Origin of the sequence: Inmirania thermothiophila (assembly GCF_003751635.1) — a bacterium.
GTDB lineage: Bacteria > Pseudomonadota > Gammaproteobacteria > DSM-100275 > DSM-100275 > Inmirania > Inmirania thermothiophila.
In genome coordinates this window covers 287772-307929 of sequence record NZ_RJVI01000003.1, presented here as the reverse complement: position 1 = coordinate 307929, position 20158 = coordinate 287772, and the positions used below count along the sequence as shown (strand labels likewise).

Annotated in this window: 26 protein-coding genes; 8 read left to right on the top strand and 18 right to left on the bottom strand. The window is 74.0% G+C overall.

What is annotated here, in order from left to right:
- Positions 1–58: 58 nt before the first annotated feature.
- The 5 genes from soxX to EDC57_RS12205 all read right to left on the bottom strand — a co-directional run bounded on the left by soxX (position 59) and on the right by EDC57_RS12205 (position 4097).
- Positions 59–760, bottom strand: coding sequence for a sulfur oxidation c-type cytochrome SoxX (gene soxX / locus EDC57_RS12225; protein ID WP_123402267.1), 702 nt, complete (start codon positions 758–760; stop codon positions 59–61).
- 19 nt (positions 761–779) lie between these two features.
- Entirely contained in the window at positions 780–1634 is an 855-nt protein-coding gene (soxA, locus tag EDC57_RS12220) for a sulfur oxidation c-type cytochrome SoxA (RefSeq protein WP_123402172.1), read from the bottom strand.
- Positions 1635–1740: 106 nt separating this feature from the next.
- Complete coding sequence (gene soxZ / locus EDC57_RS12215; protein ID WP_170165146.1) at positions 1741–2052, bottom strand: thiosulfate oxidation carrier complex protein SoxZ; 312 nt, start codon at positions 2050–2052, stop codon at positions 1741–1743.
- 12 nt (positions 2053–2064) lie between these two features.
- Positions 2065–2541: a thiosulfate oxidation carrier protein SoxY gene (gene soxY / locus EDC57_RS12210; protein ID WP_123402170.1), complete on the bottom strand. Its 477-nt coding sequence runs from the start codon at positions 2539–2541 to the stop codon at positions 2065–2067.
- Between the two features lie 146 nt (positions 2542–2687).
- Positions 2688–4097: a M48 family metalloprotease gene (locus EDC57_RS12205; RefSeq protein WP_170165145.1), complete on the bottom strand. Its 1410-nt coding sequence runs from the start codon at positions 4095–4097 to the stop codon at positions 2688–2690.
- A 161-nt stretch (positions 4098–4258) separates the two neighbouring features.
- On the opposite strand from EDC57_RS12205, the gene EDC57_RS12200 reads away from it, so the two are divergent.
- Together EDC57_RS12200 and dsrE2 are read left to right on the top strand one after the other, a co-directional pair.
- On the top strand, positions 4259–4489 hold the full coding sequence (locus EDC57_RS12200; RefSeq protein ID WP_123402168.1) for a sulfurtransferase TusA family protein: 231 nt from the start codon (positions 4259–4261) through the stop codon (positions 4487–4489).
- Positions 4490–4544: 55 nt separating this feature from the next.
- Positions 4545–5027, top strand: a complete 483-nt coding sequence (gene dsrE2, locus EDC57_RS12195; protein WP_123402167.1) for a sulfur carrier protein DsrE2 — start codon at positions 4545–4547, stop codon at positions 5025–5027.
- Between the two features lie 32 nt (positions 5028–5059).
- Here dsrE2 and hisC read toward each other — a convergent pair whose 3' ends face one another.
- Genes hisC through EDC57_RS12130 form a run of 13 tightly spaced genes read right to left on the bottom strand, consistent with a single transcriptional unit; the run spans position 5060 to position 15660 of the window.
- Positions 5060–6151 (bottom strand): histidinol-phosphate transaminase, encoded by a 1092-nt coding sequence (gene hisC / locus EDC57_RS12190; protein ID WP_123402166.1) that lies wholly within the window; start codon positions 6149–6151, stop codon positions 5060–5062.
- Entirely contained in the window at positions 6144–7448 is a 1305-nt protein-coding gene (hisD, locus tag EDC57_RS12185; RefSeq protein ID WP_425454804.1) for a histidinol dehydrogenase, read from the bottom strand. The genes hisC and hisD overlap by 8 nt, the downstream gene beginning before the upstream one ends.
- Before the next feature lie 2 nt (positions 7449–7450).
- The gene (hisG, locus tag EDC57_RS12180) at positions 7451–8101 is read right to left on the bottom strand and encodes an ATP phosphoribosyltransferase (RefSeq protein ID WP_123402164.1); all 651 of its coding nucleotides are present in this window, start codon (positions 8099–8101) and stop codon (positions 7451–7453) included.
- 10 nt (positions 8102–8111) lie between these two features.
- The gene (gene murA, locus EDC57_RS12175) at positions 8112–9422 is read right to left on the bottom strand and encodes a UDP-N-acetylglucosamine 1-carboxyvinyltransferase (protein WP_123402163.1); all 1311 of its coding nucleotides are present in this window, start codon (positions 9420–9422) and stop codon (positions 8112–8114) included.
- Positions 9407–9658, bottom strand: coding sequence for a BolA family protein (locus EDC57_RS12170; protein ID WP_123402162.1), 252 nt, complete (start codon positions 9656–9658; stop codon positions 9407–9409). Before EDC57_RS12170 ends, murA begins: the two co-directional genes overlap by 16 nt.
- Before the next feature lie 16 nt (positions 9659–9674).
- On the bottom strand, positions 9675–10445 hold the full coding sequence (locus EDC57_RS12165; protein WP_123402161.1) for an ABC transporter permease: 771 nt from the start codon (positions 10443–10445) through the stop codon (positions 9675–9677).
- Positions 10442–11359: an ABC transporter ATP-binding protein gene (locus EDC57_RS12160; protein ID WP_123402160.1), complete on the bottom strand. Its 918-nt coding sequence runs from the start codon at positions 11357–11359 to the stop codon at positions 10442–10444. Before EDC57_RS12160 ends, EDC57_RS12165 begins: the two co-directional genes overlap by 4 nt.
- A complete protein-coding gene (locus tag EDC57_RS12155) occupies positions 11356–11646 on the bottom strand; it encodes an STAS domain-containing protein (protein ID WP_123402159.1) in 291 nt (96 codons plus the stop codon). The genes EDC57_RS12160 and EDC57_RS12155 overlap by 4 nt, the downstream gene beginning before the upstream one ends.
- On the bottom strand, positions 11639–12253 hold the full coding sequence (locus tag EDC57_RS12150; RefSeq protein WP_123402158.1) for an MlaC/ttg2D family ABC transporter substrate-binding protein: 615 nt from the start codon (positions 12251–12253) through the stop codon (positions 11639–11641). Before EDC57_RS12150 ends, EDC57_RS12155 begins: the two co-directional genes overlap by 8 nt.
- Entirely contained in the window at positions 12250–13596 is a 1347-nt protein-coding gene (locus EDC57_RS12145) for a TolC family protein (RefSeq protein WP_123402157.1), read from the bottom strand. Before EDC57_RS12145 ends, EDC57_RS12150 begins: the two co-directional genes overlap by 4 nt.
- A complete protein-coding gene (gene mlaD / locus EDC57_RS12140; protein WP_123402156.1) occupies positions 13593–14066 on the bottom strand; it encodes an outer membrane lipid asymmetry maintenance protein MlaD in 474 nt (157 codons plus the stop codon). Before mlaD ends, EDC57_RS12145 begins: the two co-directional genes overlap by 4 nt.
- A 2-nt stretch (positions 14067–14068) precedes the next feature.
- Positions 14069–14848 (bottom strand): lipid asymmetry maintenance ABC transporter permease subunit MlaE, encoded by a 780-nt coding sequence (gene mlaE / locus EDC57_RS12135; protein ID WP_123402155.1) that lies wholly within the window; start codon positions 14846–14848, stop codon positions 14069–14071.
- Positions 14845–15660, bottom strand: coding sequence for an ABC transporter ATP-binding protein (locus EDC57_RS12130; RefSeq protein WP_123402154.1), 816 nt, complete (start codon positions 15658–15660; stop codon positions 14845–14847). The genes mlaE and EDC57_RS12130 overlap by 4 nt, the downstream gene beginning before the upstream one ends.
- Before the next feature lie 151 nt (positions 15661–15811).
- Between EDC57_RS12130 and EDC57_RS12125 the strand changes: the two genes are divergently transcribed.
- Genes EDC57_RS12125 through lptB form a run of 6 tightly spaced genes read left to right on the top strand, consistent with a single transcriptional unit; the run spans position 15812 to position 20104 of the window.
- Complete coding sequence (locus EDC57_RS12125) at positions 15812–16807, top strand: calcium/sodium antiporter (RefSeq protein WP_123402153.1); 996 nt, start codon at positions 15812–15814, stop codon at positions 16805–16807.
- Between the two features lie 14 nt (positions 16808–16821).
- A complete protein-coding gene (locus EDC57_RS12120) occupies positions 16822–17823 on the top strand; it encodes a KpsF/GutQ family sugar-phosphate isomerase (protein ID WP_281272263.1) in 1002 nt (333 codons plus the stop codon).
- A 2-nt stretch (positions 17824–17825) separates the two neighbouring features.
- Entirely contained in the window at positions 17826–18338 is a 513-nt protein-coding gene (locus EDC57_RS12115) for a KdsC family phosphatase (RefSeq protein ID WP_123402151.1), read from the top strand.
- Complete coding sequence (gene lptC, locus EDC57_RS12110) at positions 18335–18889, top strand: LPS export ABC transporter periplasmic protein LptC (protein ID WP_170165144.1); 555 nt, start codon at positions 18335–18337, stop codon at positions 18887–18889. Before EDC57_RS12115 ends, lptC begins: the two co-directional genes overlap by 4 nt.
- The gene (gene lptA, locus EDC57_RS12105; RefSeq protein ID WP_123402149.1) at positions 18873–19382 is read left to right on the top strand and encodes a lipopolysaccharide transport periplasmic protein LptA; all 510 of its coding nucleotides are present in this window, start codon (positions 18873–18875) and stop codon (positions 19380–19382) included. The genes lptC and lptA overlap by 17 nt, the downstream gene beginning before the upstream one ends.
- Positions 19379–20104, top strand: coding sequence for an LPS export ABC transporter ATP-binding protein (lptB, locus tag EDC57_RS12100; RefSeq protein WP_123402148.1), 726 nt, complete (start codon positions 19379–19381; stop codon positions 20102–20104). The genes lptA and lptB overlap by 4 nt, the downstream gene beginning before the upstream one ends.
- The last annotated feature ends 54 nt before the right edge of the window (positions 20105–20158 follow it).

Here is a 20158-nt window from a genome sequence, read left to right as displayed (position 1 = left end):
GAGCCGAACGGGCCCGGCCTGCGGCACAGGCCGGGCCCGCGTCGCTGCTGCGCGACGGCTACTGATTGACCGGCGAGGCCGGGTCGAGCAGGAACGCCATCACGTGGGCGATCTGCTCCTGCGTGAGCAGCCCCTTGGCCCCGAACCGCGGCATGCGGGTGCAGGGGAAGTGCAGGTTCGGGTTGTAGATCATCTCGTAGGTGTAGCGCAGCGTCGCCTCGCTCATGCCCCGCCGCTTGCCGTAGCCGCGCAGGGAAGGACCGATGGTGCCGCCGTCGCGATCGGCGGTGAGGTCGTGGCAGTTGTAGCAGTTGGCGCCGGGGCCGTTCTTGAGCTTGCTGTGGTCATCCACCCTGTGGCCGATGCGCCAGCCCTCGCCCGACCAGGCGAGGTCGAAGCCGATGCGCCAGTCGCCGAGGCGGATCCCGCCCTCGGGGTAGCGCAGGCTCGCCTGCGCCACCGCCTTGACCCGCTGCGCGGTCTGCGGGTCCGCCGGGCGGTTGCGCAGGGCCGAGCAGAGCTTCTGGGTCTCGTCCTGGACGAGGCGGTCGCGGGCGACTCCGCCCTCCTGGGTCGGCTCCTCCAGCTTGAAGCTGTTGCTGTTGAAGAGCAGGTGCTCGGCGAGCGCCTCCGGGCTCATGCGGCTGTAGCCCGTGGGATCCTTCTGGGCCGCGCCGGTGCCGGCGCAGCCTGCGAGCGCCATCCCCCCGGCGAGCACGAGGGCCGCCGGCGCGAGCTTGTGGTTGTGCTTCTTGGGCATCACAGCGACTCCTCCCTCCTTACCGCTTCAGATCCGGCAGGATCGCCGGCTGGCCCCGCGCACGGTCGGTCCAGAACGAGAGCAGGGCGATGGAGGCGTCGGAGCCCTCGATGATGCGGGGCAGGCGCATCTGCCACAGGCAGCCCCGCAGCCGGTGCTGGCTGCTGCGGACGTTGCCCTGCCCCACCCGCTCGGCCGGCCAGGAGATGGCCTTGGTCCACTCCTCGGGGACGTAGACGCTCGGCAGCACCGAGGCGCGGATGCGCCGGCCCTGCTGGCCGTGACAGGTGTTGCAGCTGAAGTCCATCGGCCCCATGCGGCGGTAGAAGAGCACCTCGCCGGCATCCCGCATGGCGCGCTCGAGCGGGTGCCCGAGGGGCGGGTTCCACGGCATGCCGTTGGACTGCATGGCGATGTAGGTCATCAGCTTCATGATGTCCGTGTTGCTGCCGTGGAGCTTCTTCACCGCCGGATCGTCCTTGGAGAAGCCCTGCAGGGTGATCATGCAGTAGACGAGCCGGCTCTCCAGGTCCATCACCCGCCCGGCGTCCGGGAAGTAGCGGGGCAGCTCCACGTAGGCCCCCTTGAGCACGCCCGGACCCTTGCCGAAGTCGCAGCCCTCCAGCGAGACCTGCTTGGGCCCGCGCTTGGCGTGGAAGAGCGCCTTGCCCTCCTCGGCCACCCAGTAGGCCGGGTTGTCGGGCATCATCATGCGGTTCTGCGGACTCTGGCTCAGGTAGGCCGAGCCCGTCTTCTCGATCAAGGCGTCGAGGATCTCCTCCGGCGCCATCCCCTCGTAGCCGCCGCCCGCCAGCGCCGCCGGCGCCGACAGCACGGCGGCGAGGGCGGCCACGCCCACGGCCTTTCTCAGCATCACGACTCCTCCCTCCTTCGAAGCCCGGGCCCGCGCCGGCGCAGCACGATGCCGGCCTTCACGCGGGCCGCTCATGGGGTCTTCGCGCGCGCACGGCGGCGGCCCGTCATCCGATCTGCGCCGTCGCCTCCTCGCTCTGCCCCTTGTTGTCCACCCAGCGGATGCGCACCGTCTCGCCCTTCTTCCCGCCCTTGAAGGCGAAGGCCAGGAAGGGGTCCTTGGACACCGCGGTGCCCCAGTGGCAGGTGAGCACCGTGCGCCCCTCGTGCTCGCACACCAGCTCGGTGATGTGGTGCGCCGGGATCTTCGCTCCGGTCTTGGGGTCCTTGCGCAGCCCGGTCTCCATGGGGTGCTTGATGAGGGCCTTGACCGTGGTGACCCCGTCCTCCGTCCTCGCCCGGATCCGCATGCCAGCCATCGCTCCCCCTCCTCAGCCGCAGCCGCCGATGGTCACCTTGACCTCCTTCTTCGCCACGTAGACGCCGTCGGCGGTCTCCGCCACGGCGTAGACGCCGGAGGTCTTGCCCATCTTGATCCGCGTCGAGGCCTGCGGCAGCGTGCCTTCGCCGAACAGGAAGCGAGCCGCAAGCGGCAGCGGATTGTTCTCCACCAGGATGGCGATGGAGGCCACCGCGGCGAGATCCGCCTCCACCGTGATCGGCACCACCGCGCCGTTCTCCGCGATCTCGGGGGCCTTGAGGCGGATCGCCGCGCTCTCCTGCGGCCCGCGCTCGCCGTAGAGGGCCTCGAGCGCCGCCTCCAGCTCCTCCGCCTTGAAGGCCGCCTCGGGCCAGGCGGCGAAGACCCGCCGCGGGCTCATGACCCCGGCGGCCACGAGGGCCGCCACCGCGGCCACCGTCGCCCCCGTCCTCAGAAAGGTCCTGCGTCCGACGTCAAGCTCGCTCACGTTCGCTCCTCCACGCTCCTCCAGGCATCGTGCGCCTTCCAGGGCCGATCCTCCTGAGGGCACTGTACGCAGTGCCAACCTGACAAAAAATACCCCAATCCGACGGTCGCGCTATCCCCAACGGGGTAGGCGGCCTGCACCGAAGCCTAGCGCCTCTCCGCCATCTCCGCCTGCAGCCGCGCCCGGCGCGCCTCCAGCCGCGCCTTCCGGTAGCGGTCCGGATCCGCCGCCAGCGCCAGCGCCACCTGCTCCAGGGCCGCGCCCAGGTCCCCCCGCTGCGCCGCCGCCTCGGCAAGCTGCTCGTGGGCCGCCGCCCGCTCGCCGAGCGCCATGTGGGCGCGGGCGAGGAGCTCGCGCAGGGCGACCGGCACCGCCGCCCCCCGCACCGCATCCACCAGGAGATCCCGCGCCGCCCGCGCCTGCCCCCGCTCGAGGAGGAAGCGCGCCCACGCCGCCAGCACCGCCTCGTTCCCCGGGAAGACCGCGGCCAGCGCGGCGAAGGCCTCTCCCGCCTCCGCCTCCCGTCCCGCGGCGGCAAGCCACCGCGCCCGCTCGAGCCGCACCGCCAGCCGGTCCGGCGCCGCCGCGAGCGCGGCCTGCACGTGCCGCCCGGCCTCCTCGAGGCGGCCCGCCCGCCGCAGCGCCAGCGCAAGCCCGTAGTGCGCCGCCGCCCGCTGGGCCGGGGTGGCCTGCCCGCCTTCGAGGAGGGGCTCGAAGTGGGCGGCCGCCGCCAGGGGACGCTCCGCCGTGAGCACCCGCAGCCGCGCCTGGGCGAAGGCGAAATCCGACTCCTCGGCCGGGCGCGGGACGAGGCCGCGGGCGCGGGCGCGGGCCTCGGCCAGACGCGCCGCGGTCACCGGGTGGGTGCGCAGGAATTCCGGCAGGACGTCGGTGTAGTAGCGCCCGCGCTGCTGCAGGGTCTCGAACAGACCGGCCATGGCCTGGGGATCGAAGCCCGCCGCGGCCAGAAGCTCCATCCCCACGCGGTCGGCCTCGCGCTCGTGCTCGCGGGTGAAGCCGATCTGGGCCTGCGCCTGGCCCGCCACCACCCCCGCCACCGCCGCCTGTCCGAGCTGCGGGTCCGCCGCCCCGGCGAGCACTGCGGCGAGCAGCCCCACCGCCGTCGGCAGGCTGAGGCTGCGCATGGCCTCCAGCGTGCGCGCGAGGTGGCGCTGGGTGACGTGGGCGATCTCGTGGGCGAGCACCGCCGCCACCTCGTCCTCGCGCCGGGCGGCGAGGATCAGGCCGGCGTGGATGCCGATGTAGCCGCCCGGGGCGGCGAAGGCGTTGAGGCTGGGGTCGCGCACGACGAACAGATGCACCCCCCCCGCCCCGGCCTCCTGGGCGAGGCGCCCCCCGAGGTGGCGCAGCCAGGCGTCCACCTCCGGGTCCTCCAGGATGCGCCCGGCGCGATAGAGGCGCTGGTGGAAGGCGCGGCCGATGCGCGCCGCCTCCTCCGCCGGCAGCACCGCCGCCGAGGCATCCCCCATCTCCGGCAGAGCCACGGGCGCAGCCCGGCCTGCCGCGCAGACCGCGGCCAGTGCGAGCACCGCCATGCGCCACCCCCTCATGCCGTCAGTGGACCCTGCAAGCTCCGGGCGGGTTCCCCGGTCCCCCTCCCGGATGGGGTGTTGCAGGCGGCGACGCAGGTGCAATATAAGCAGCCTCTCTTATTCTGCAATGCTGATGATCCGCGACGAGACGGGGAGGAACACCGATGACCCAGTTCGACCAGGAGCTCGACGCCACCGGCCTCAACTGCCCGCTGCCCATCCTGCGCACCAAGAAGACCCTCGCCACCATGCAGAGCGGGCAGGTGCTGCGCGTCATCGCCACCGACCCGGGCTCGGTGAAGGACTTCGACGCCTTCGCGAAGCAGACCGGCAACGAGCTGCTGGAGTCCGGCGAGGAGGGCGGCAAGTACTATTTCCTGATCAAGAAGGCCTGACCGCCCCGCGCGGCGAGGGAGCGCCGCCGCCCGCGGTCGGCGGGAGGAGTCCACCATGTCCGACACCAAGAAGCTGGCCATCATCGCCACCAAGGGGTCCCTCGACTGGGCCTATCCGCCCTTCATCCTCGCCTCCACCGCAGCCGCCCTCGGCTACGAGGTGCAGATCTTCTTCACCTTCTACGGCCTGCAGCTGCTGCGCAAGAAGCTGGACCTGCAGGTGACGCCGCTCGGCAACCCCGGCATGCCCATGCCCCTGGGCATGGACAAGTGGTTCCCGGTGGCGCTGACGGCCCTGCCCGGCATGCAGGGCATGATGACGGCGATGATGAAGCAGAAGCTCAAGTCCAAGGGCGTGGCCAGCATCGAGGAGCTGCGCGAGCTCTGCCAGGAGGCCGAGGTCAAGCTCATCGCCTGCCAGATGACGGTGGACCTCTTCGACTTCACGCCCGACGAGTTCATCGACGGCATCGAGTACGGCGGCGCCGCCACCTTCTTCGAGTTCGCGGGCGAATCCGACATCTGCCTCTTCATCTGAGGACCGGCGCCCCGGCCCCCCCGGGGCGCCCCTCAGGCGCCGAGCACCGCCTCGAGGGCGGCGAGGAAGGCGTCGTTCTCCTCCGGCCTGCCCACGGTCACGCGCAAGCAGTCGGCCAGCAGCGGGTGGCTGCCGTCGAGGTTCTTGACCAGGACGCCGCGCGTGCGCAGCCCCTCGAAGACCTCGCCCGCCCGTCCGGCCGGCACCCGGAAGAGGAGGAAGTTGGCCCGGCTCGGCCAGACCCGCACCCCCGCCACCGCCGCCAGGGCCCCGTGCAGACGCGCCCGCTCGGCGCGGATGGCGGCGGTCTGGGCGGCGAAGACCTCGCCGTGGCGGAGCGCGAACTCGGCGCTCACCTGGGTGAGGACGTTGACGTTGTAGGGCAGGCGCACCTTCTCGAGCTCCGCGATCCAGGCCGGATCGCCCGCCAGCAGCCCGAGCCGCAGCCCCGCCAGCCCCAGCTTCGACACCGTGCGCATCACCAGCAGGTGCGGGTATTCGGCCAGCCATCCCATGGCCGTGAAGTCGGCGAAGGGCGCATAGGCCTCGTCCACCACCACCAGCCCCGGCGCGGCCTCGATCACCGCCCGCAGCGCGGCCTCGTCGAAGAGGTTGCCGGTGGGGTTGTTGGGCGCGGCGAGAAAGACCAGCGCCGGGCGCGCCTCCCGCAGCGCCGCGCGCATCGCGCCCACGTCCAGGGCGAAGTCCTCGGCCCGCAGCGGCACGCCGCGGTAACCCAGCCCGCAGAAGGTGGCGATCATGCGGTACATGACGAAGCCCGGCTCCGGCGCCACCACCGCCCGCCGCGGCCCACCGGCGGCGAGGGCGAGGATCTGGATGATCTCGTCGGAGCCGTTGCCGAGCAGGATGCCGGCGCCTTCGGGCACACCCATGGCCTCGCGCAGGCGCGCCTTGAGGGCCTCGGCGCCGGGGTCCGGGTAGCGGTTCACCGCCACCCGCTCCAGCAGGCGCAGCCACTCGGCCACCATCTCCGGCGGCCAGGTGTAGGGGTTCTCCATGGCGTCGAGCTTGACCAGTCCCTGTGCCGGCGGCACGTGGTAGGCGGCAAGGGCGCGGATCTCCTCGCGGATGACCGCCGTCACGCGCGGTGCCGCCTCAGCCATCGCCGCCGCCCCGAAGCTCCGCGGAGCGGGCGTGGGCCTCGAGCCCCTCGCCGCGGGCGAGCACCGCCGCCGTGCGTCCGAGCCGCGCCGCCCCCTCCGGCGAGCAGCCGATGATGCTGGTGCGCTTCTGGAAGTCGTAGACCCCCAGCGGCGAGGAGAAGCGCGCGGTGCGGGAGGTGGGCAGCACGTGGTTGGGCCCGGCGCAGTAGTCGCCCACGGCCTCCGCGGTGTAGCGGCCGAGGAAGACCGCCCCGGCATGGCGGATGCGCGCAAGGAGCGGTTCGGGATCGGCCACCGAGAGCTCGAGGTGCTCGGGGGCGATGCGGTTGGCCACCGCCGCCGCCTCCTCGAGGTCGCGCACGGCGATGAGCGCCCCGCGCGCGCCGAGGGAGCGCTCGATGATGGCGCGGCGCGGCTGGGCCGGCAGCAGCCGCCCGACGGCCTCGGCCACCGCGTCGAGAAACGCCCGGTCGGGGCTGACCAGGATGGCCTGGGCGTCCTCGTCGTGCTCGGCCTGGGAGAAGAGGTCCATGGCCACCCACTCGGGGTCGGTGGCGCCGTCGCAGATCACCAGGATCTCCGACGGCCCGGCCACCATGTCGATGCCCACGGTGCCGAAGACGGCGCGCTTGGCGGCGGCGACGTAGATGTTGCCGGGACCGACGATCTTGTCCACGGCGGGGATGGTCTCGGTGCCGTAGGCGAGCGCCGCCACCGCCTGGGCCCCGCCGACGGCGAAGCAGCGGTCGACCCCGGCCACCGCGGCCGCGGCGAGCACCAGCTCGTTGACCTCGCCCCGCGGCGTCGGCGAGACCATCACCAGCTCGCCGACGCCGGCGACCCGCGCCGGCACCGCGTTCATGAGCACCGAGGAGGGATAGGCGGCCTTGCCCCCGGGCACGTAGAGGCCGACGCGGTCGAGCGGCGTCACCCGCTGCCCCAGCACCGTGCCGTCGGCCTCCTCGTAGCGCCAGGACGCGAGCCGCTGCCGCTCGGCGTAGGCGCGGATGCGCGCGGCGGCGCTCTCCAGGGCCTCCCGAAGCTCGGGTGAGACGGCCTCCAGCGCCGCCTGCAGGCGGGCCTGCGGGATCTCGAGCTCGGCCACCGAGGCCGCCTCCACGCCGTCGAAGCGCCGCGTGTACTCGAGCAGCGCGGCGTCCCCGCGGGCGCGCACCGCGGCGAGGATCTCCGCCACCGCGGCCTGCACCGTCTCGTCGGCCACCGACTCCCAGGCCAGGAGGGCGTCGAGCTGCCGCCAGAAGTCGGCCGCCGCGGAATCGAGCCTGCGGATCGCCATCGTCATGCCGTCTCCCCCCGTGCGCGGCCCGCCGCGGCCTGCGCGATCCGGGCCACCAGCGCCTCCACCCGCGGATGGTGCAGCTTGTGCGCGGCGCGGTTCACCACCAGGCGGGCGCTGATCTCGGCCACCAGCGCGCGCGGCTCGAGCCCGTTGGCGGCGAGCGTCCGCCCCGTCTCCACCAGATCCACGATGCAGTCGGCCATGCCCACCAGCGGCGCGAGCTCCATGGAGCCGTAGAGCTTGATCAGGTCCACGTGCCGGCCCTCGGCGGCGAAGTGGCGGCGCGCGATGCGGGGGTACTTGGTGGCCACCCGCAGCCGCCCCGGCGGCAGGAGCCGCCCCGCCGGCGCCGCCACCATCAGGCGGCAGCGGGCGATGCCGAGGTCCACCGGCTCGTAGAGGGTCTCGGCGCCGTGTTCCATGAGGACATCGGCGCCGGTGACGCCGAGATGGGCGCCGCCGTGCTCCACGTAGGCCGGCACGTCGGCGGCCCGCACCACCACCAGCCGCACCCCCGGGCGGGTGGTCTCCACGATCAGGCGGCGGCTGCGCGCGAGGTCCTCGGCCGGCTCGATCCCGGCCGCGGCCAGGAGGGGGAGGGCCTCGCGGAGGATGCGCCCCTTGGCCAGCGCGATGGTCAGCGCCTGCACCGCCCCGCCCTCAGCCCGCGATGCGGCGGATGCGCGCCCCCAGCTGCTGGAGCTTCTCCTCGATGCAGTGGTAGCCGCGGTCGATGTGGTAGATGCGGTCGACGAGGGTCTCGCCGTCGGCGACGAGCCCGGCGAGGACGAGGCTCGCCGAGGCGCGAAGGTCGGTGGCCATCACCGGCGCCCCGGTCAGGCGCTCGACCCCGCGGCAGATGGCGACGTTGCCCTTGAGGCGGATGTCGGCGCCCATGCGCTGCAGCTCCGGAACATGCATGAAGCGGTTCTCGAACACCGTCTCGGTGACCGTCCCGACCCCCTCGGCGATGGCGTTCAGGGCCGTGAACTGCGCCTGCATGTCGGTGGGGAACGCCGGGTAGGGTGCGGTGGAGACGTCCACCGCGCGCGGCCTGCGCCCCTGCATGTCGAGCTCGATCCAGTCCTCGCCCGTGCGGATCTCGGCCCCGGCCTCGCGCAGCTTGGCGAGCACCGCGTCGAGGATGTCGGCGCGGGTGTCCTTGAGCCGGACGCGCCCGCCGGTCATGGCGGCGGCGACGAGATAGGTGCCGGTCTCGATGCGGTCGGGGAGGATGCGGTGGCTCGCCCCCTGCAGCGTCTCCACCCCCTCGACGACGATGGTGTCGGTGCCGGCGCCCTCGATGCGCGCGCCCATGGCCCGCAGGCAGTTGGCGAGATCCACCACCTCGGGCTCGCGCGCGGCGTTCTCGATCACGGTGGTCCCCTCGGCGAGGGTGGCGGCCATCATGAGATTCTCGGTGCCGGTCACCGTGACCAGGTCCAGGACGATGCGCGCCCCCCGCAGGCGGCGGGCGCGGGCGCGGATGTAGCCGCCCTCCACGTCGATCTCCGCCCCCATGGCCCGCAGCCCCTCGATGTGCAGGTTCACCGGGCGCGAGCCGATGGCGCAGCCCCCTGGGAGCGAGACGTCGGCCCGCCCGTAGCGCGCAAGCAGCGGCCCCAGCACCAGAATCGAGGCGCGCATGGTCTTGACCAGCTCGTAGGGGGCGACGAAGGAGCGGATCGGGCGCGGGTCGATCTCCACGTTCATGCGCTCGTCCACCAGCAGCTCCACGCCCATGCGCCCGAGCAGCTCCATCGTGGTGGTGACGTCGTGAAGGTGGGGGATGTTGCCCACCGTGAGCGGGCCGTCGGCGAGCAGCGAGGCGATCATCACCGGGAGGGCCGCGTTCTTCGCCCCGGAGATGCGGATCTCGCCGGCGAGGGCGACGCCGCCCCGCACCAGCAGCCGGTCGCTGCCGCGCACGCGACGCGGGGCGCTCTGCGCCGCCGCTACGGCCGCGGGCATCCCGCCGCCTCCCACTGCCCCGGGGTGTAGGTCTTGAGGGCGAGGGCGTGGATCTCCTCGCGCATGCGATCGCCGAGCGTGGCGTACACCAGGCGGTGCTGCTCCAGCAGCCCCTTGCCCTCGAAGGCCTCGCTCACCACCACGGCCTCGAAGTGGGTGCCGTCGTCGCCGCGGACGTAGGCCCGCGCCCCGGGCAGCCCCGCCTCGATCAGGCCCCGGATCGTCTCCGCGTCCATCTCGCCCTCACCTCGCTCAGAGCCGGATCTTGTAGCCGCGCGCAAGCATCACCACCGCGACCGCCGCCACCGTCACCGCCGCCGCCGCGACCACCGCGAGGCTGGTCGCGGGCGCGACGTCGGAGACGCCGAAGAAGCCGTAGCGAAAGCCGTCTATCATATAGAAGAACGGGTTGAAGCGGGACAGCTCCGCCCACAGCGGCGGCAGGGCGTGGATGGAGTAGAACACCCCGCTCAGGAACGAGAGCGGCAGCACCACGAAGTTCTGGAACGCCGCCAGCTGCTCGAACTTGTCCGAGACCACCCCCGCGATCACCCCCAGCCCCCCGAGGGCCGCCCCCGCCAGGACCACGAAGGCCAGCGCCCAGCCGGCGTGGGCCAGCGGCAGGTCGACGAACCAGGCCGTCGCCAGGAGCACCCCCGCCCCCACGAGGAGGCCGCGGGTCACCGCGGCGAGCACGAAGGCGAGGTAGAACTCCGCCGCCGAGATGGGGGCCACGAGCACGAAGACGAGGCTGCCCACCATCTTCGACTGGATCAGGCTCGAGGAGCTGTTGGCGAAGGCGTTCTGGATCACCGTCATCATCGCCAGCCCCGGCACCAGGAAGGCGACATAGCCCACGCCCGGGTAGACCTCCGGCTGCTCGGCGAGCACCTGGGCGAACACCGCCAGGTACAGCAGCGCCGTCACCACCGGCGTCAGGAGCGTCTGCACCGTGACCTTGAGGTAGCGCAGGATCTCCTTGCGGCACAAGGTCCAGAACCCGAGCCAGGGCGCCGCCTTCACGCCGCCTCCCTCCCCACGAGCTCGAGGAAGACCTCCTCCAGGCTCGGCTCGCGCGTGCCGAGGTCCGCCACCCGCAGCCCCGCCGCGCGCAGCGCCTCGAGGACGTCGCCGACGCGGTGGTCGAGCCGATTGAGGCGCAGGGTCAGGCGGCTGCCTTCGCGCGCCACCACCAGCGCCGCCACCGCCGGCGGCAGCCGCGCGGGATCGCCGTCCACGGTCAGGCACAGCAGCCGGTACGGGTAGCGCGCCAGCAGCGCCTCCTTGCGGTCCAGGGCCTTGAGCTGTCCGCGGTCGAGGATGGCGATGCGCTCGCACAGCGCCTCCGCCTCCTCCAGGTAGTGGGTGGTGAGCACGATGGTGTGGCCGTCGCCGTGGAGGCGGCGCACGAACTGCCACAGCGCCTGCCGCAGCTCCACGTCCACCCCCGCCGTGGGCTCGTCCAGCACCACCACCGGCGGGCGGTGCACCAGCGCGAGCGCGATGAGCACCCGCCGCTTCATCCCGCCGGAGAGCGCCTGGACGTTGGTGTCGGCCTTGTCGGCGAGGCTCAGGGTCTCGATCAGCTCCTCGATCCAGGGGCGGTTGGCGCGCCCCAGCCCGAAGTAGCCGGACTGGATCTCGAGGATCTCGCGCACCGTAAAGAAGGGGTCGTAGACCAGCTCCTGCGGCACCACCCCGAGGCAGCGCCGGGCCCGCCGGTAGTCGCGCACGACGTCGTGGCCGAGGACCGCGACGCGCCCCTGGGTGGGCCGGGCGAGCCCCGCCATGACGTGGATCAGCGTCGACTTGCCCGCGCCGTTGGGCCCCAGGAGGCCGAAGAACTCGCCCCGGCCGATGGCGAGGTCGATGCCGCGCAGCGCCTCCAGCGCGCCGTAGCGCTTGCGCAGCCCCTCGACGCGGACCGCCTCGTTCACGGCCCCGCGAGCCCCAGCAGCCCCGCCACGCCGCCGACGCGGGCGAGCGCCCGCAGCGGCTGCGGCGCCCCCTCGTAGCGCAGCGTCCCCCGCGCCCGGCGCAGCCACTCGATGAGCAGGGCGAGCCCGGCGCTGTCGACGCGGTCGAGCCCGGCGAGGTCCACCGTCAGCCCCTCCCCCGCCGCCGGCAGCCCCCGCTCCAGCAGGGCCGGCACCGTCTCGTGGGTGAGCGCCCCGGCGAGCCGCACCCGCCCGGGCCCCGCCGCCTCCAGACGCAGCTCAGCCACCGGAGGACGCCTGCTCCTCGAGCCGGACGATCAGCGCCTCGAGCCCGGCACGCCGGATCTCGTCGCGGAAGCTGGTGCGGTAGTTGGTCAGCAGGCTCAAGCCGTCCACCACGATGTCGTAGACCTTCCAGCCCTCGGCGCCGTAGTAGAGACGGTAGTCGAGGCCGATGGGGAAGCCCCCCGGCTGCTCCACCTCGGCATGGACCACGACGTCGTCCGCCCCGGGCCTTGCCTTCACCGGGGCGAAGACGATGCGCTCGTCGCGGTACTTGCCCACCGCCGAGCCGTAGGTCCGCACCAGCAACCGCTCGAAGGCGCGCACGAAGCGGCGGCGCTGCTCCGGGGTCGCCCGCCGCCAGTGCACCCCCAGCACGTGCTGCGACATGCGCTGGAAGTCGAAGTGCGGCAGGACGAAGCGCTCGATGATGTCGTAGACCCGCGCCGGGTCCTTCTCGAGCTCGGCGCGGCGGGCCCGCACCGCGTCCAGCACCTGGCGGGTGGTGCGTTCCACCAGCGCCCGCGCCTCGTCCGGATCCGGCGCCGCCGGCACCGCCGGCGCCGCCGCCCACAGGACCATCAGCACACCCAGCAGCCATCGTCTCGTCATGGCAGATCCCCCGTCGCCTGCCGCAGCGCCACCACCTGCAGGTTGTACTGGTGCAGGGTGGCGAGATAGTCGGCATGGCTCAGCACGTAGCCCTTGAACGCCTCCACCAGCCGATCCGAGGTCTCGAGCCCGGCCTCGAAGTCGGCGAAGGTGCCGAGCATCCAGCGCCGGCCGGCACGGCTTGCGCGCTCGAGCGCCGCCACCGCCTCGCGCAGGGAGCGGGCGCGGTGGTAGGCCTCGGCCACCTGGAACGGGATCCCGCGGCGGGCGAAGGCCCCCTTCTCCACGAGGGCGTCGAGCTCGGCCCGGGCCCGCGCGACCCGGGCCGGCTGCACCCCCGTGGCCCAGGACCACTGCACCCCCACCACCGGGGTGAGGCCGGCGCTGTTGAAGGGGTCGACGATGAACGGGTTCTCCAGGTCCTCGCGCCCCGACACCGAGAGGGTGCCGATGAGGCCGGCGAACAGGTTGGGCCTCCGCTCGGCCCGCGCCGCCTCCACCAGCGCCCGCCGCGCCCGCAGCCCGGCCTCCAGCTGGGCCATCTCCGGGCGCCGCTCCAGGGCCCGCCGCTGCAGCGTGGCCAGATCCCCCTCCGGCAGGGGCAGCGGGCGCAGGCCCCGATCGGCCACCTCCACCTCGCCCTCGAGCCCCGCAAGCACCCGCAGGCCCTCGGCCGCCACCGCCTCGAGACCCCGCGCCTCGGCGAGGAAGCGCTCGATGAGCGCCTTGCCGTTGCGCACCGCATAGAGGTCGGACTGGCGCACCCCGGAGGCGCCCTCCTCGAGGCGCTTCTCCACCGTGACCTCGGCATCCTCCGCCAGCCGCCCGACCTGCTCCAGCAGGCGCCGGGTGTCGCGGGCGGCGAGGAAGCCGTAGTAGGCGTGTGCCACCTGGGTGACGATCCGCCCCTGCTCCAGGCGCACGTCGCCGCGGCGCACGTCGACGTTGGCCTGCGCGGCCTCGGCGTAGCGCTCGATCTTGCCGAAGGTGGCGAGGGGCTTGATGATCGCCAGGCGCAGGTTGAGCCAGGGCGTGACCCCATCCGGCAGCGGCCCGTCGTCACGCAGCCGGCAGGGCGAGGTGCAGGTGAAGCTGCCCCCCTCGAAGGGCCCGCCCTCCACATCCGGCGCCAGACCGAGGAAGGCGGTGGCCTCGATCCGCGTAGCGCCGTTGCCCAGGGCCTCCTGCAGCAGCGCCCGCGCCGCCTCCACCAGGTGGCGCCGCTCGGCAAGCCGCGGGTCCTGCTCCAGGGCCCGGCGCACGGCGACGTCGAAGTCCACCGGCTGCGCCGCCGCGGCGAGCGGCCCCAGCATCAGCGCGAGCATCCATCGCCTGGCTCTCATGGTCCGCCTCCCTCCTGGGCCTTGTTGAACAGCACCTGCCCGATGATGCGCTCCAGCACCAGCGCCGACTGGGTGAGCCGGATCTCGTCGCCGTCGCGCAGGTAGGTCTCCGCCCCGCCCGGCTCCAGGCCCACGTACTGCTCGCCCAGCAGCCCCGCGGTGAGGATGCTGGCGCTGGTGTCCTTCGGGATGCGATCGTAGCTGCGGCGGATGCGCATCCGCACCACCGCCTGGTAGGTCTCCTGGTCGAAGTCGATGGCCTCCACGCGGCCGATGCGCACGCCCGCCATGGTCACCGGCGCCCGCGGCTTGAGGCCGCCGATGTTGTCGAAGCGGGCAAGCAGCGTGTAGCCCTCGCCGTCGCCGAGGGCGCTGAGGTTGCTCACCCGCACGGCGAGCATGAACAGGGCCGCAAGCCCCAGGGCCACGAAGACGCCCACCGCGATCTCGGTCGCTCTCGTTCGATCCACGCTCAGGCCTCCCCGAACATCAGCGCGGTCAGGAGGAAGTCCAGACCCAGCACCGCCAGCGCGGTGTGGACGACGGTGCGGGTGGTGGCGCGGCTCACGCCCTCGGAGGTGGGCACGGCGTCGTGGCCCTCGAAGACCGCGATCCACGACGCCACGACCCCGAAGACGACGCTCTTGACCACCCCATTGTAGACGTCGTCCATGAGCTCGACGCGCGCCTGCATCTGCGACCAGAAGGCCCCCTCGTCCACGCCCAGCAGCCCCACCCCCACGAAATAGCCGCCGAGGATGCCGACGGCGCTGAAGATGGCGGCCAGGAGCGGCATCGCCAGCACCCCGGCGACGAAGCGCGGCGCCACCACCCGCCGCAGCGGATCCACCGCCATCATCTCCAGCGCGGCGAGCTGCTCCGTGGCCTTCATGAGGCCGATCTCGGCGGTCAGCGCGGTGCCGGCGCGCCCGGCGAAGAGCAGCGCCGCCACCACCGGCCCCAGCTCGCGCACCAGCGACAGGGCCACCACCACCCCCAGCGACTCCTCGGCGCCGAAGTCCACCAGGGTGTTGTAGCCCTGCAGCCCCAGGACCATGCCCACGAACAGCCCCGAGACCACGGTGATGATGAGCGAGAGCACGCCCACGGCGTAGAGCTGCTGCACCACGAGCCGCGGCCGCAGCATGAGCGCCGGAACCCCGGCGAGCACGGCGGCGAGGAAGAGGTGGCCGCGGCCGAGGCGCGCCAGCACCCCCAGCGCCCAGCGGCCGAGGGCCGCGAGGGCGTTCACGCCGCCCCCCCGAGCAGCTCCTCGGCCAGCGGCGGCGCCGGGTAGTGGAAGGCCACCGGCCCGTCGGGAAGCCCCCCCAGGAACTGGCGCACCCAGGCCGAGTCCGTCTCCCGCAGGGCCTGCGGCGGGCCGTGGGCCACCACCCGCCCCTCGGCGAGGACGTAGCAGTAGTCGGCGATGGCGGTGGTCTCCGCCACGTCGTGCGAGACCACCACGCTGGTCAGCCCCAGGGCGTCGTTGAGGGTGCGGATGAGGCTCGCCAGCACCCCCATGGAGATGGGGTCCTGGCCCGTGAAGGGCTCGTCGTAGAGCACCATCTCGGGGTCGAGGGCGATGGCGCGGGCCAGCGCCACGCGCCTCGCCATGCCGCCCGAGAGCTGCGCCGGCATGAGGTCGCGCGCCCCGCGCAGCCCCACCGCCTCGAGCTTCATGAGCACGATGTCGCGGATCAGCCGCTCCGGCAGCCGCGTGTGCTCGCGCAAGGGGAAGGCGACGTTGTCGAAGACGCTGAGGTCGGTCAGGAGCGCCCCGCTCTGGAAGAGGACGCCGATGCGGCGGCGCAGCCGGTAGAGCGCGTCTCGCCCGAGCCGCGGCACCTCGACGCCGCCCACGCGCACCGAGCCCGCCTCGGGCCGAAGCTGCCCCCCGATCAGGCGCAGCAGGGTGGTCTTGCCGGTCCCGCTCGGCCCCATGACGGCGGTGACGCGGCCGCGCGGGATGTCGATGTCGACACCGTCGAAGACGAGCCGCGCGCCCCGGCGGAAGCGCAGGCCCCGAATCGTCACCAGCGTCTCGTCGGGCGTCCCCGCCATGCAGCCCTGTCCCCCCAGCGGATGCGGTCTCGCCCCCACCGCGGGGGCGCGCGCAGTGTACCACGTTGACCGCTCGGTCAGCCTCCGGTTCCGTCGGCGCCCGGGCGCAGCCGTGCCATAATGCCGCGCCCGGCACGGACCCTCGGAAAGGATGACGCAGATCCTCGCGAGCCACCCCCTCATCGCCGCCGCCCTCGCCCTCGGCGGCGGCGTGCTCGCCCTCGTCTGGGGCGCCGACCGCTTCGTCGCCGGCGCGGCGGCCCTCGCGCGCGGGCTCGGGGTCTCGACCCTGGTCATCGGCCTGACCGTGGTGGCCATCGGCACCTCGGCGCCGGAGATCCTGGTCTCGACCATGGCGGCGCTCGCCGGCAACCCGGAGCTGGCGATGGGCAACGCCATCGGCTCCAACATCGCCAACATCGGCCTGATCCTCGGCGTCACCGGCCTCGTGGCCCCCCTCACCGTGCGCTCCGCCACCCTGCGGCGCGAGTTCCCGGTGCTGCTACTGGTGATGCTGGGGACGCTGCTGCTGCTCGCCGACGGCCGCCTCGGCCGCCTCGACGGGGCGCTGCTGGTCGCGGCCATGGTCGCCCTCCTCGCATGGCTCGTGCGCACCGCGCGCAGGGGGGGCGACGACGCCCTGCAGGCCGAGCTGGAGGCCGAGATCCCAAGCGAGATGCGGCCGGGGCGCGCCCTCCTCCTCACCGTGGCCGGGCTGGTGGTGCTGCTCGGCGGCTCGCGCGCCATCGTCTGGGGCGGGGTCGCCATCGCCACCCACCTGGGGGTCAGCGAGCTCGTCATCGGCCTCACCATCGTCGCCGTGGGCACCAGCCTGCCCGAGCTCGCCTCCTCGGTGGCGGGGGCGCTGCGCGGCGAGCCCGACATCGCCATCGGCAACGTCATCGGCTCCAACATGTTCAACCTGCTGGCGGTGCTGCCGGTGGCGGGCCTGGTGGCGCCGGGCCCGGTGCCGGGCGACCTGCTCGCGCGCGACCTGCCGGTGATGAACGCCATCACCCTCGCCCTCTTCGTCATGGCCTACGGGCTGCGCGGGCCCGGGCGGATCGGGCGCGGCGAGGGGGCGCTGCTGCTTGCGGCCTTCACCGCCTACCTGGGATGGCTCTACCATCAGGGCTCGGCACCGTGAGCGGGGGCAGACCCTTGGCCGGGGAGGGGCACATCCGGGACGAGGCGGAGGCGGCCGAGCTGCGCCGCCTGGGGCTTGCGGTCATCGAGACCGAGGCGCAGGCGGTGGCGGCCCTCGCCCCGCGCATCGACGAGGCCTTCGTGCGCGCCTGCCGCCACATGCTCGCCTGCCGCGGCCGCATCGTCGTCCTCGGCATGGGCAAGTCGGGCCACATCGGCGGCAAGATCGCGGCGACGCTGGCGAGCACCGGCACCCCTGCCTTCTTCGTCCACCCGGGGGAGGCGAGCCACGGCGACCTCGGCATGATCACGCCGCAGGACGTGGTGCTGGCCCTGTCCAATTCCGGCGAGACCGACGAGATCGTCACCATCCTGCCGCTCATCAAGCGCCTCGGCGTGCCCCTGATCGCCCTCACCGGCAATCCGCGCTCCACCCTCGCCCGCGCCGCCGACGTCCACATCGACGTCTCCGTCGAGCGCGAGGCCTGCCCCCTGGGGCTCGCCCCCACCGCCAGCACCACCGCCACCCTCGCCATGGGCGACGCCCTCGCGGTGGCGCTGCTGGAGGCGCGCGGCTTCACCGCCGAGGACTTCGCCCGCGCCCACCCGGGCGGGCGCCTGGGGCGCCGGCTGCTGCTGCGCATCGACGACGTCATGCACACCGGTGACGGCGTGCCGCGCGTGGGCACCGACGCCCTCCTGCGCGAGGCCCTGGTGGAGATGACCGCCAAGGGGCTGGGCATGACCGCGGTGGTGGACCCCGACGGCCGCGTCGCCGGCGTCTTCACCGACGGCGACCTGCGCCGCAGCCTCGACCGCGGCGTCGACGTCCACCGCACCCCCATCGCCGAGGTCATGACCCGCGAGGCACGCACGGTCCGCCCGGGGCTGCTCGCCGCGGAGGCGCTGCACCTCATGGAGACCCACAAGATCAACGGCCTGCTGGTGGTGGACGAGGACGGCCGGCTGCTCGGCGCCCTCAACATGCACGACCTCCTGCGGGCGGGGGTCCTGTAGCGGTGCGGCTGGCGCAGGACGAGCTCGTGCGCCGCGCCGCGGGGATCCGGCTCCTGGTCCTCGACGTCGACGGCGTCCTCACCGACGGGCGCCTGTACGTGGACGAGGCGGGGCGCGAGACCAAGGCCTTCCACGTCCGCGACGGCCACGGCATCAAGCTCGCGCACCGCGCCGGCATCGCCGTCGCCCTCGTGAGCGGGCGGCGCAGCGGCGCCGTCGACGCCCGCGCCGCCGAGCTCGGCATCGGGCACGTCTGCGCCGGGGTCGAGGACAAGGCGGCGGCGCTGGCCCGCCTCTGCCGGGAGACCGGCATCGACGCCGCGGCGGCCGCCTGCGTCGGCGACGACGTGGTCGACCTCCCCATGATGGCGGCCGCGGGGCTCGCCGTCGCCGTCGCCGACGCCCACCCCGCGGTGCTCGCGCGCGCCCACTGGGTGACGAGCCGGCCCGGCGGCGCCGGCGCCGTGCGCGAGGTCTGCGACCTGCTCCTCGCGGCGCGGGGGGAGGGGCCGTGAAGCGGCGCGCTGCCGCCGCCTTCCTCGGCGCCACCGCCCTCGCCGCCGCCCTCCTCGGCCTGGTGCGGCGGCAGGAGGGCGCGGCACCGCCGCTCCCCGGGCCCGCCCACGTCGCCGACTGGTGGGTGAGCGAGGGGGAGGCGGTGGGCTTCGACGAGGCCGGGGCCCCCCGCCGGCGCCTGCGCGCCCGCCGCATGGTGCACTACCGCGACGACGGCACCACCGAGCTCGACGCGCCCCGCGTCGCCCTCGTCGATGCCGCGGGCACGCGCTGGCGGGCCGAGGCCGAGCGCGGCCGGCTCTCCGCCGACCGCCAGCGCCTGCGCCTGGAGGGCGCCGCCCGCCTGGAGCGGCTCGCGCCGCCGGCGCGCCTCGACACCCGCGATCTCCTGCTGGAGCTCGACCGCGAGCGCGCCGCCACCGACGCCGAGGTGGACTTCGCCGCCCCCGGGCGCAGGATCCGGGGGCGCGGCCTGCGCGCCGAGCTTGCCGGCGCGGGCCGCATCACGCTGCTGGCCGAGGTGAGGGGACGCCATGAACCGACACCCTGACCGCACCCTGCCGTGGCGCCTCCTGGCCGCGGCGGCGCTGCTCGCGGCGGCGCTGGGCGCGGCGGCGGCGCCGCCGCCCATCGAGCTCGAGGCCGACCGCGTGGAGGTGGACGACAACCGCGGCGTCAGCGTCTACGAGGGCGCGGTGGTGGTCACCCAGGGCCGGCGGGTGGTGCGCGCCGACCGCGTCGTGGTGCGCAACGACGCGCAGGGGCCGGCGCGCCTCGAGGCCGAGGGGGCGCCCGCCACCCTCGAGGACGTGGACGCCGAGGGCCGCCCCCTCCGGGGCGAGGGCCGGCGCATCGACTACGACCTGCGCGGCGAGGTCGTGGTGATCACCGGGGAGGCGCGGCTGCGCCAGGGCGGCGACCGCTTCCGCGGCGAGCACATCGAGTACCGCATCGCCGACGGGCGCATCCGGGCCGAGGGCGGCGATGCGCGCGTGCACATCCTGCTCGCGCCGCGCGAGGGCGCGACCGGCGACGGGCGATGAGCGGGCTCGAGGCCGAAGGACTCGTCAAGCGCTACCGCGGGCGCAAGGTGGTGGACGGGGTCTCGCTGCGGGTCGGCCCCGGCGAGGCGGTGGGCCTGCTCGGGCCCAACGGCGCCGGCAAGACCACCAGCTTCTACATGATCGTGGGGCTGGTGGCCGCGGATGCCGGGCGCATCCTCCTGGACGGCGAGGACATCACCCGCCGCCCGATGCACCTGCGCGCCCGCGCCGGCCTCGGCTACCTCCCCCAGGAGCCCTCGGTCTTCCGCCGCCTCACGGTGGCGGAGAACATCCTCGCCGTCCTCGAGACGCGCCGCGACCTCGACCCCCCGGCGCGGCGCTCGCGCCTGGAGGCCCTCCTCGAGGAGCTGCACATCGGCCACCTGCGCGCACAGCCGGCGCTGTCGCTCTCGGGGGGCGAGCGGCGGCGGGTCGAGATCGCCCGCGCCCTCGCCGCCGAGCCCCGCTTCATGCTCCTCGACGAGCCCTTCGCCGGAGTCGATCCGATCTCGGTCCTGGACATCCAGCGCATCATCGCCCACCTGTGCCGGCGCGGCATCGGCGTCCTCGTCACCGACCACAACGTGCGCGAGACCCTCGGCATCTGCGGCCGCGCCTACATCGTCAACGCCGGCCGCGTCATCGCCGCCGGCACCCCCGAGGAGATCCTCGCCGACGAGCAGGTCCGGCGGGTCTATCTCGGCGAGGGCTTCCGCCTCTGATCCCTGCAGCGGCAACGGGGCTCGGGTAGAATGACGGCCAAGATGAGCACCGCG

Coding starts and splice junctions, on each gene's coding strand:
- murA (WP_123402163.1), bottom strand. CDS start 9,422: ATGCCCGCGGCCGTAGCGGCGGCGCAGAGCGCCCCGCGTCGCGTGCGC.
- EDC57_RS12200 (WP_123402168.1), top strand. CDS start 4,259: ATGACCCAGTTCGACCAGGAGCTCGACGCCACCGGCCTCAACTGCCCG.
- EDC57_RS12130 (WP_123402154.1), bottom strand. CDS start 15,660: ATGGCGGGGACGCCCGACGAGACGCTGGTGACGATTCGGGGCCTGCGC.
- dsrE2 (WP_123402167.1), top strand. CDS start 4,545: ATGTCCGACACCAAGAAGCTGGCCATCATCGCCACCAAGGGGTCCCTC.
- EDC57_RS12150 (WP_123402158.1), bottom strand. CDS start 12,253: ATGACGAGACGATGGCTGCTGGGTGTGCTGATGGTCCTGTGGGCGGCG.
- EDC57_RS12145 (WP_123402157.1), bottom strand. CDS start 13,596: ATGAGAGCCAGGCGATGGATGCTCGCGCTGATGCTGGGGCCGCTCGCC.
- soxA (WP_123402172.1), bottom strand. CDS start 1,634: ATGCTGAGAAAGGCCGTGGGCGTGGCCGCCCTCGCCGCCGTGCTGTCG.
- hisC (WP_123402166.1), bottom strand. CDS start 6,151: ATGGCTGAGGCGGCACCGCGCGTGACGGCGGTCATCCGCGAGGAGATC.
- hisD (WP_425454804.1), bottom strand. CDS start 7,448: ATGGCGATCCGCAGGCTCGATTCCGCGGCGGCCGACTTCTGGCGGCAG.
- EDC57_RS12125 (WP_123402153.1), top strand. CDS start 15,812: ATGACGCAGATCCTCGCGAGCCACCCCCTCATCGCCGCCGCCCTCGCC.
- lptA (WP_123402149.1), top strand. CDS start 18,873: ATGAACCGACACCCTGACCGCACCCTGCCGTGGCGCCTCCTGGCCGCG.
- EDC57_RS12205 (WP_170165145.1), bottom strand. CDS start 4,097: ATGGCGGTGCTCGCACTGGCCGCGGTCTGCGCGGCAGGCCGGGCTGCG.
- lptB (WP_123402148.1), top strand. CDS start 19,379: ATGAGCGGGCTCGAGGCCGAAGGACTCGTCAAGCGCTACCGCGGGCGC.
- soxX (WP_123402267.1), bottom strand. CDS start 760: ATGCCCAAGAAGCACAACCACAAGCTCGCGCCGGCGGCCCTCGTGCTC.
- EDC57_RS12170 (WP_123402162.1), bottom strand. CDS start 9,658: ATGGACGCGGAGACGATCCGGGGCCTGATCGAGGCGGGGCTGCCCGGG.
- soxZ (WP_170165146.1), bottom strand. CDS start 2,052: ATGGCTGGCATGCGGATCCGGGCGAGGACGGAGGACGGGGTCACCACG.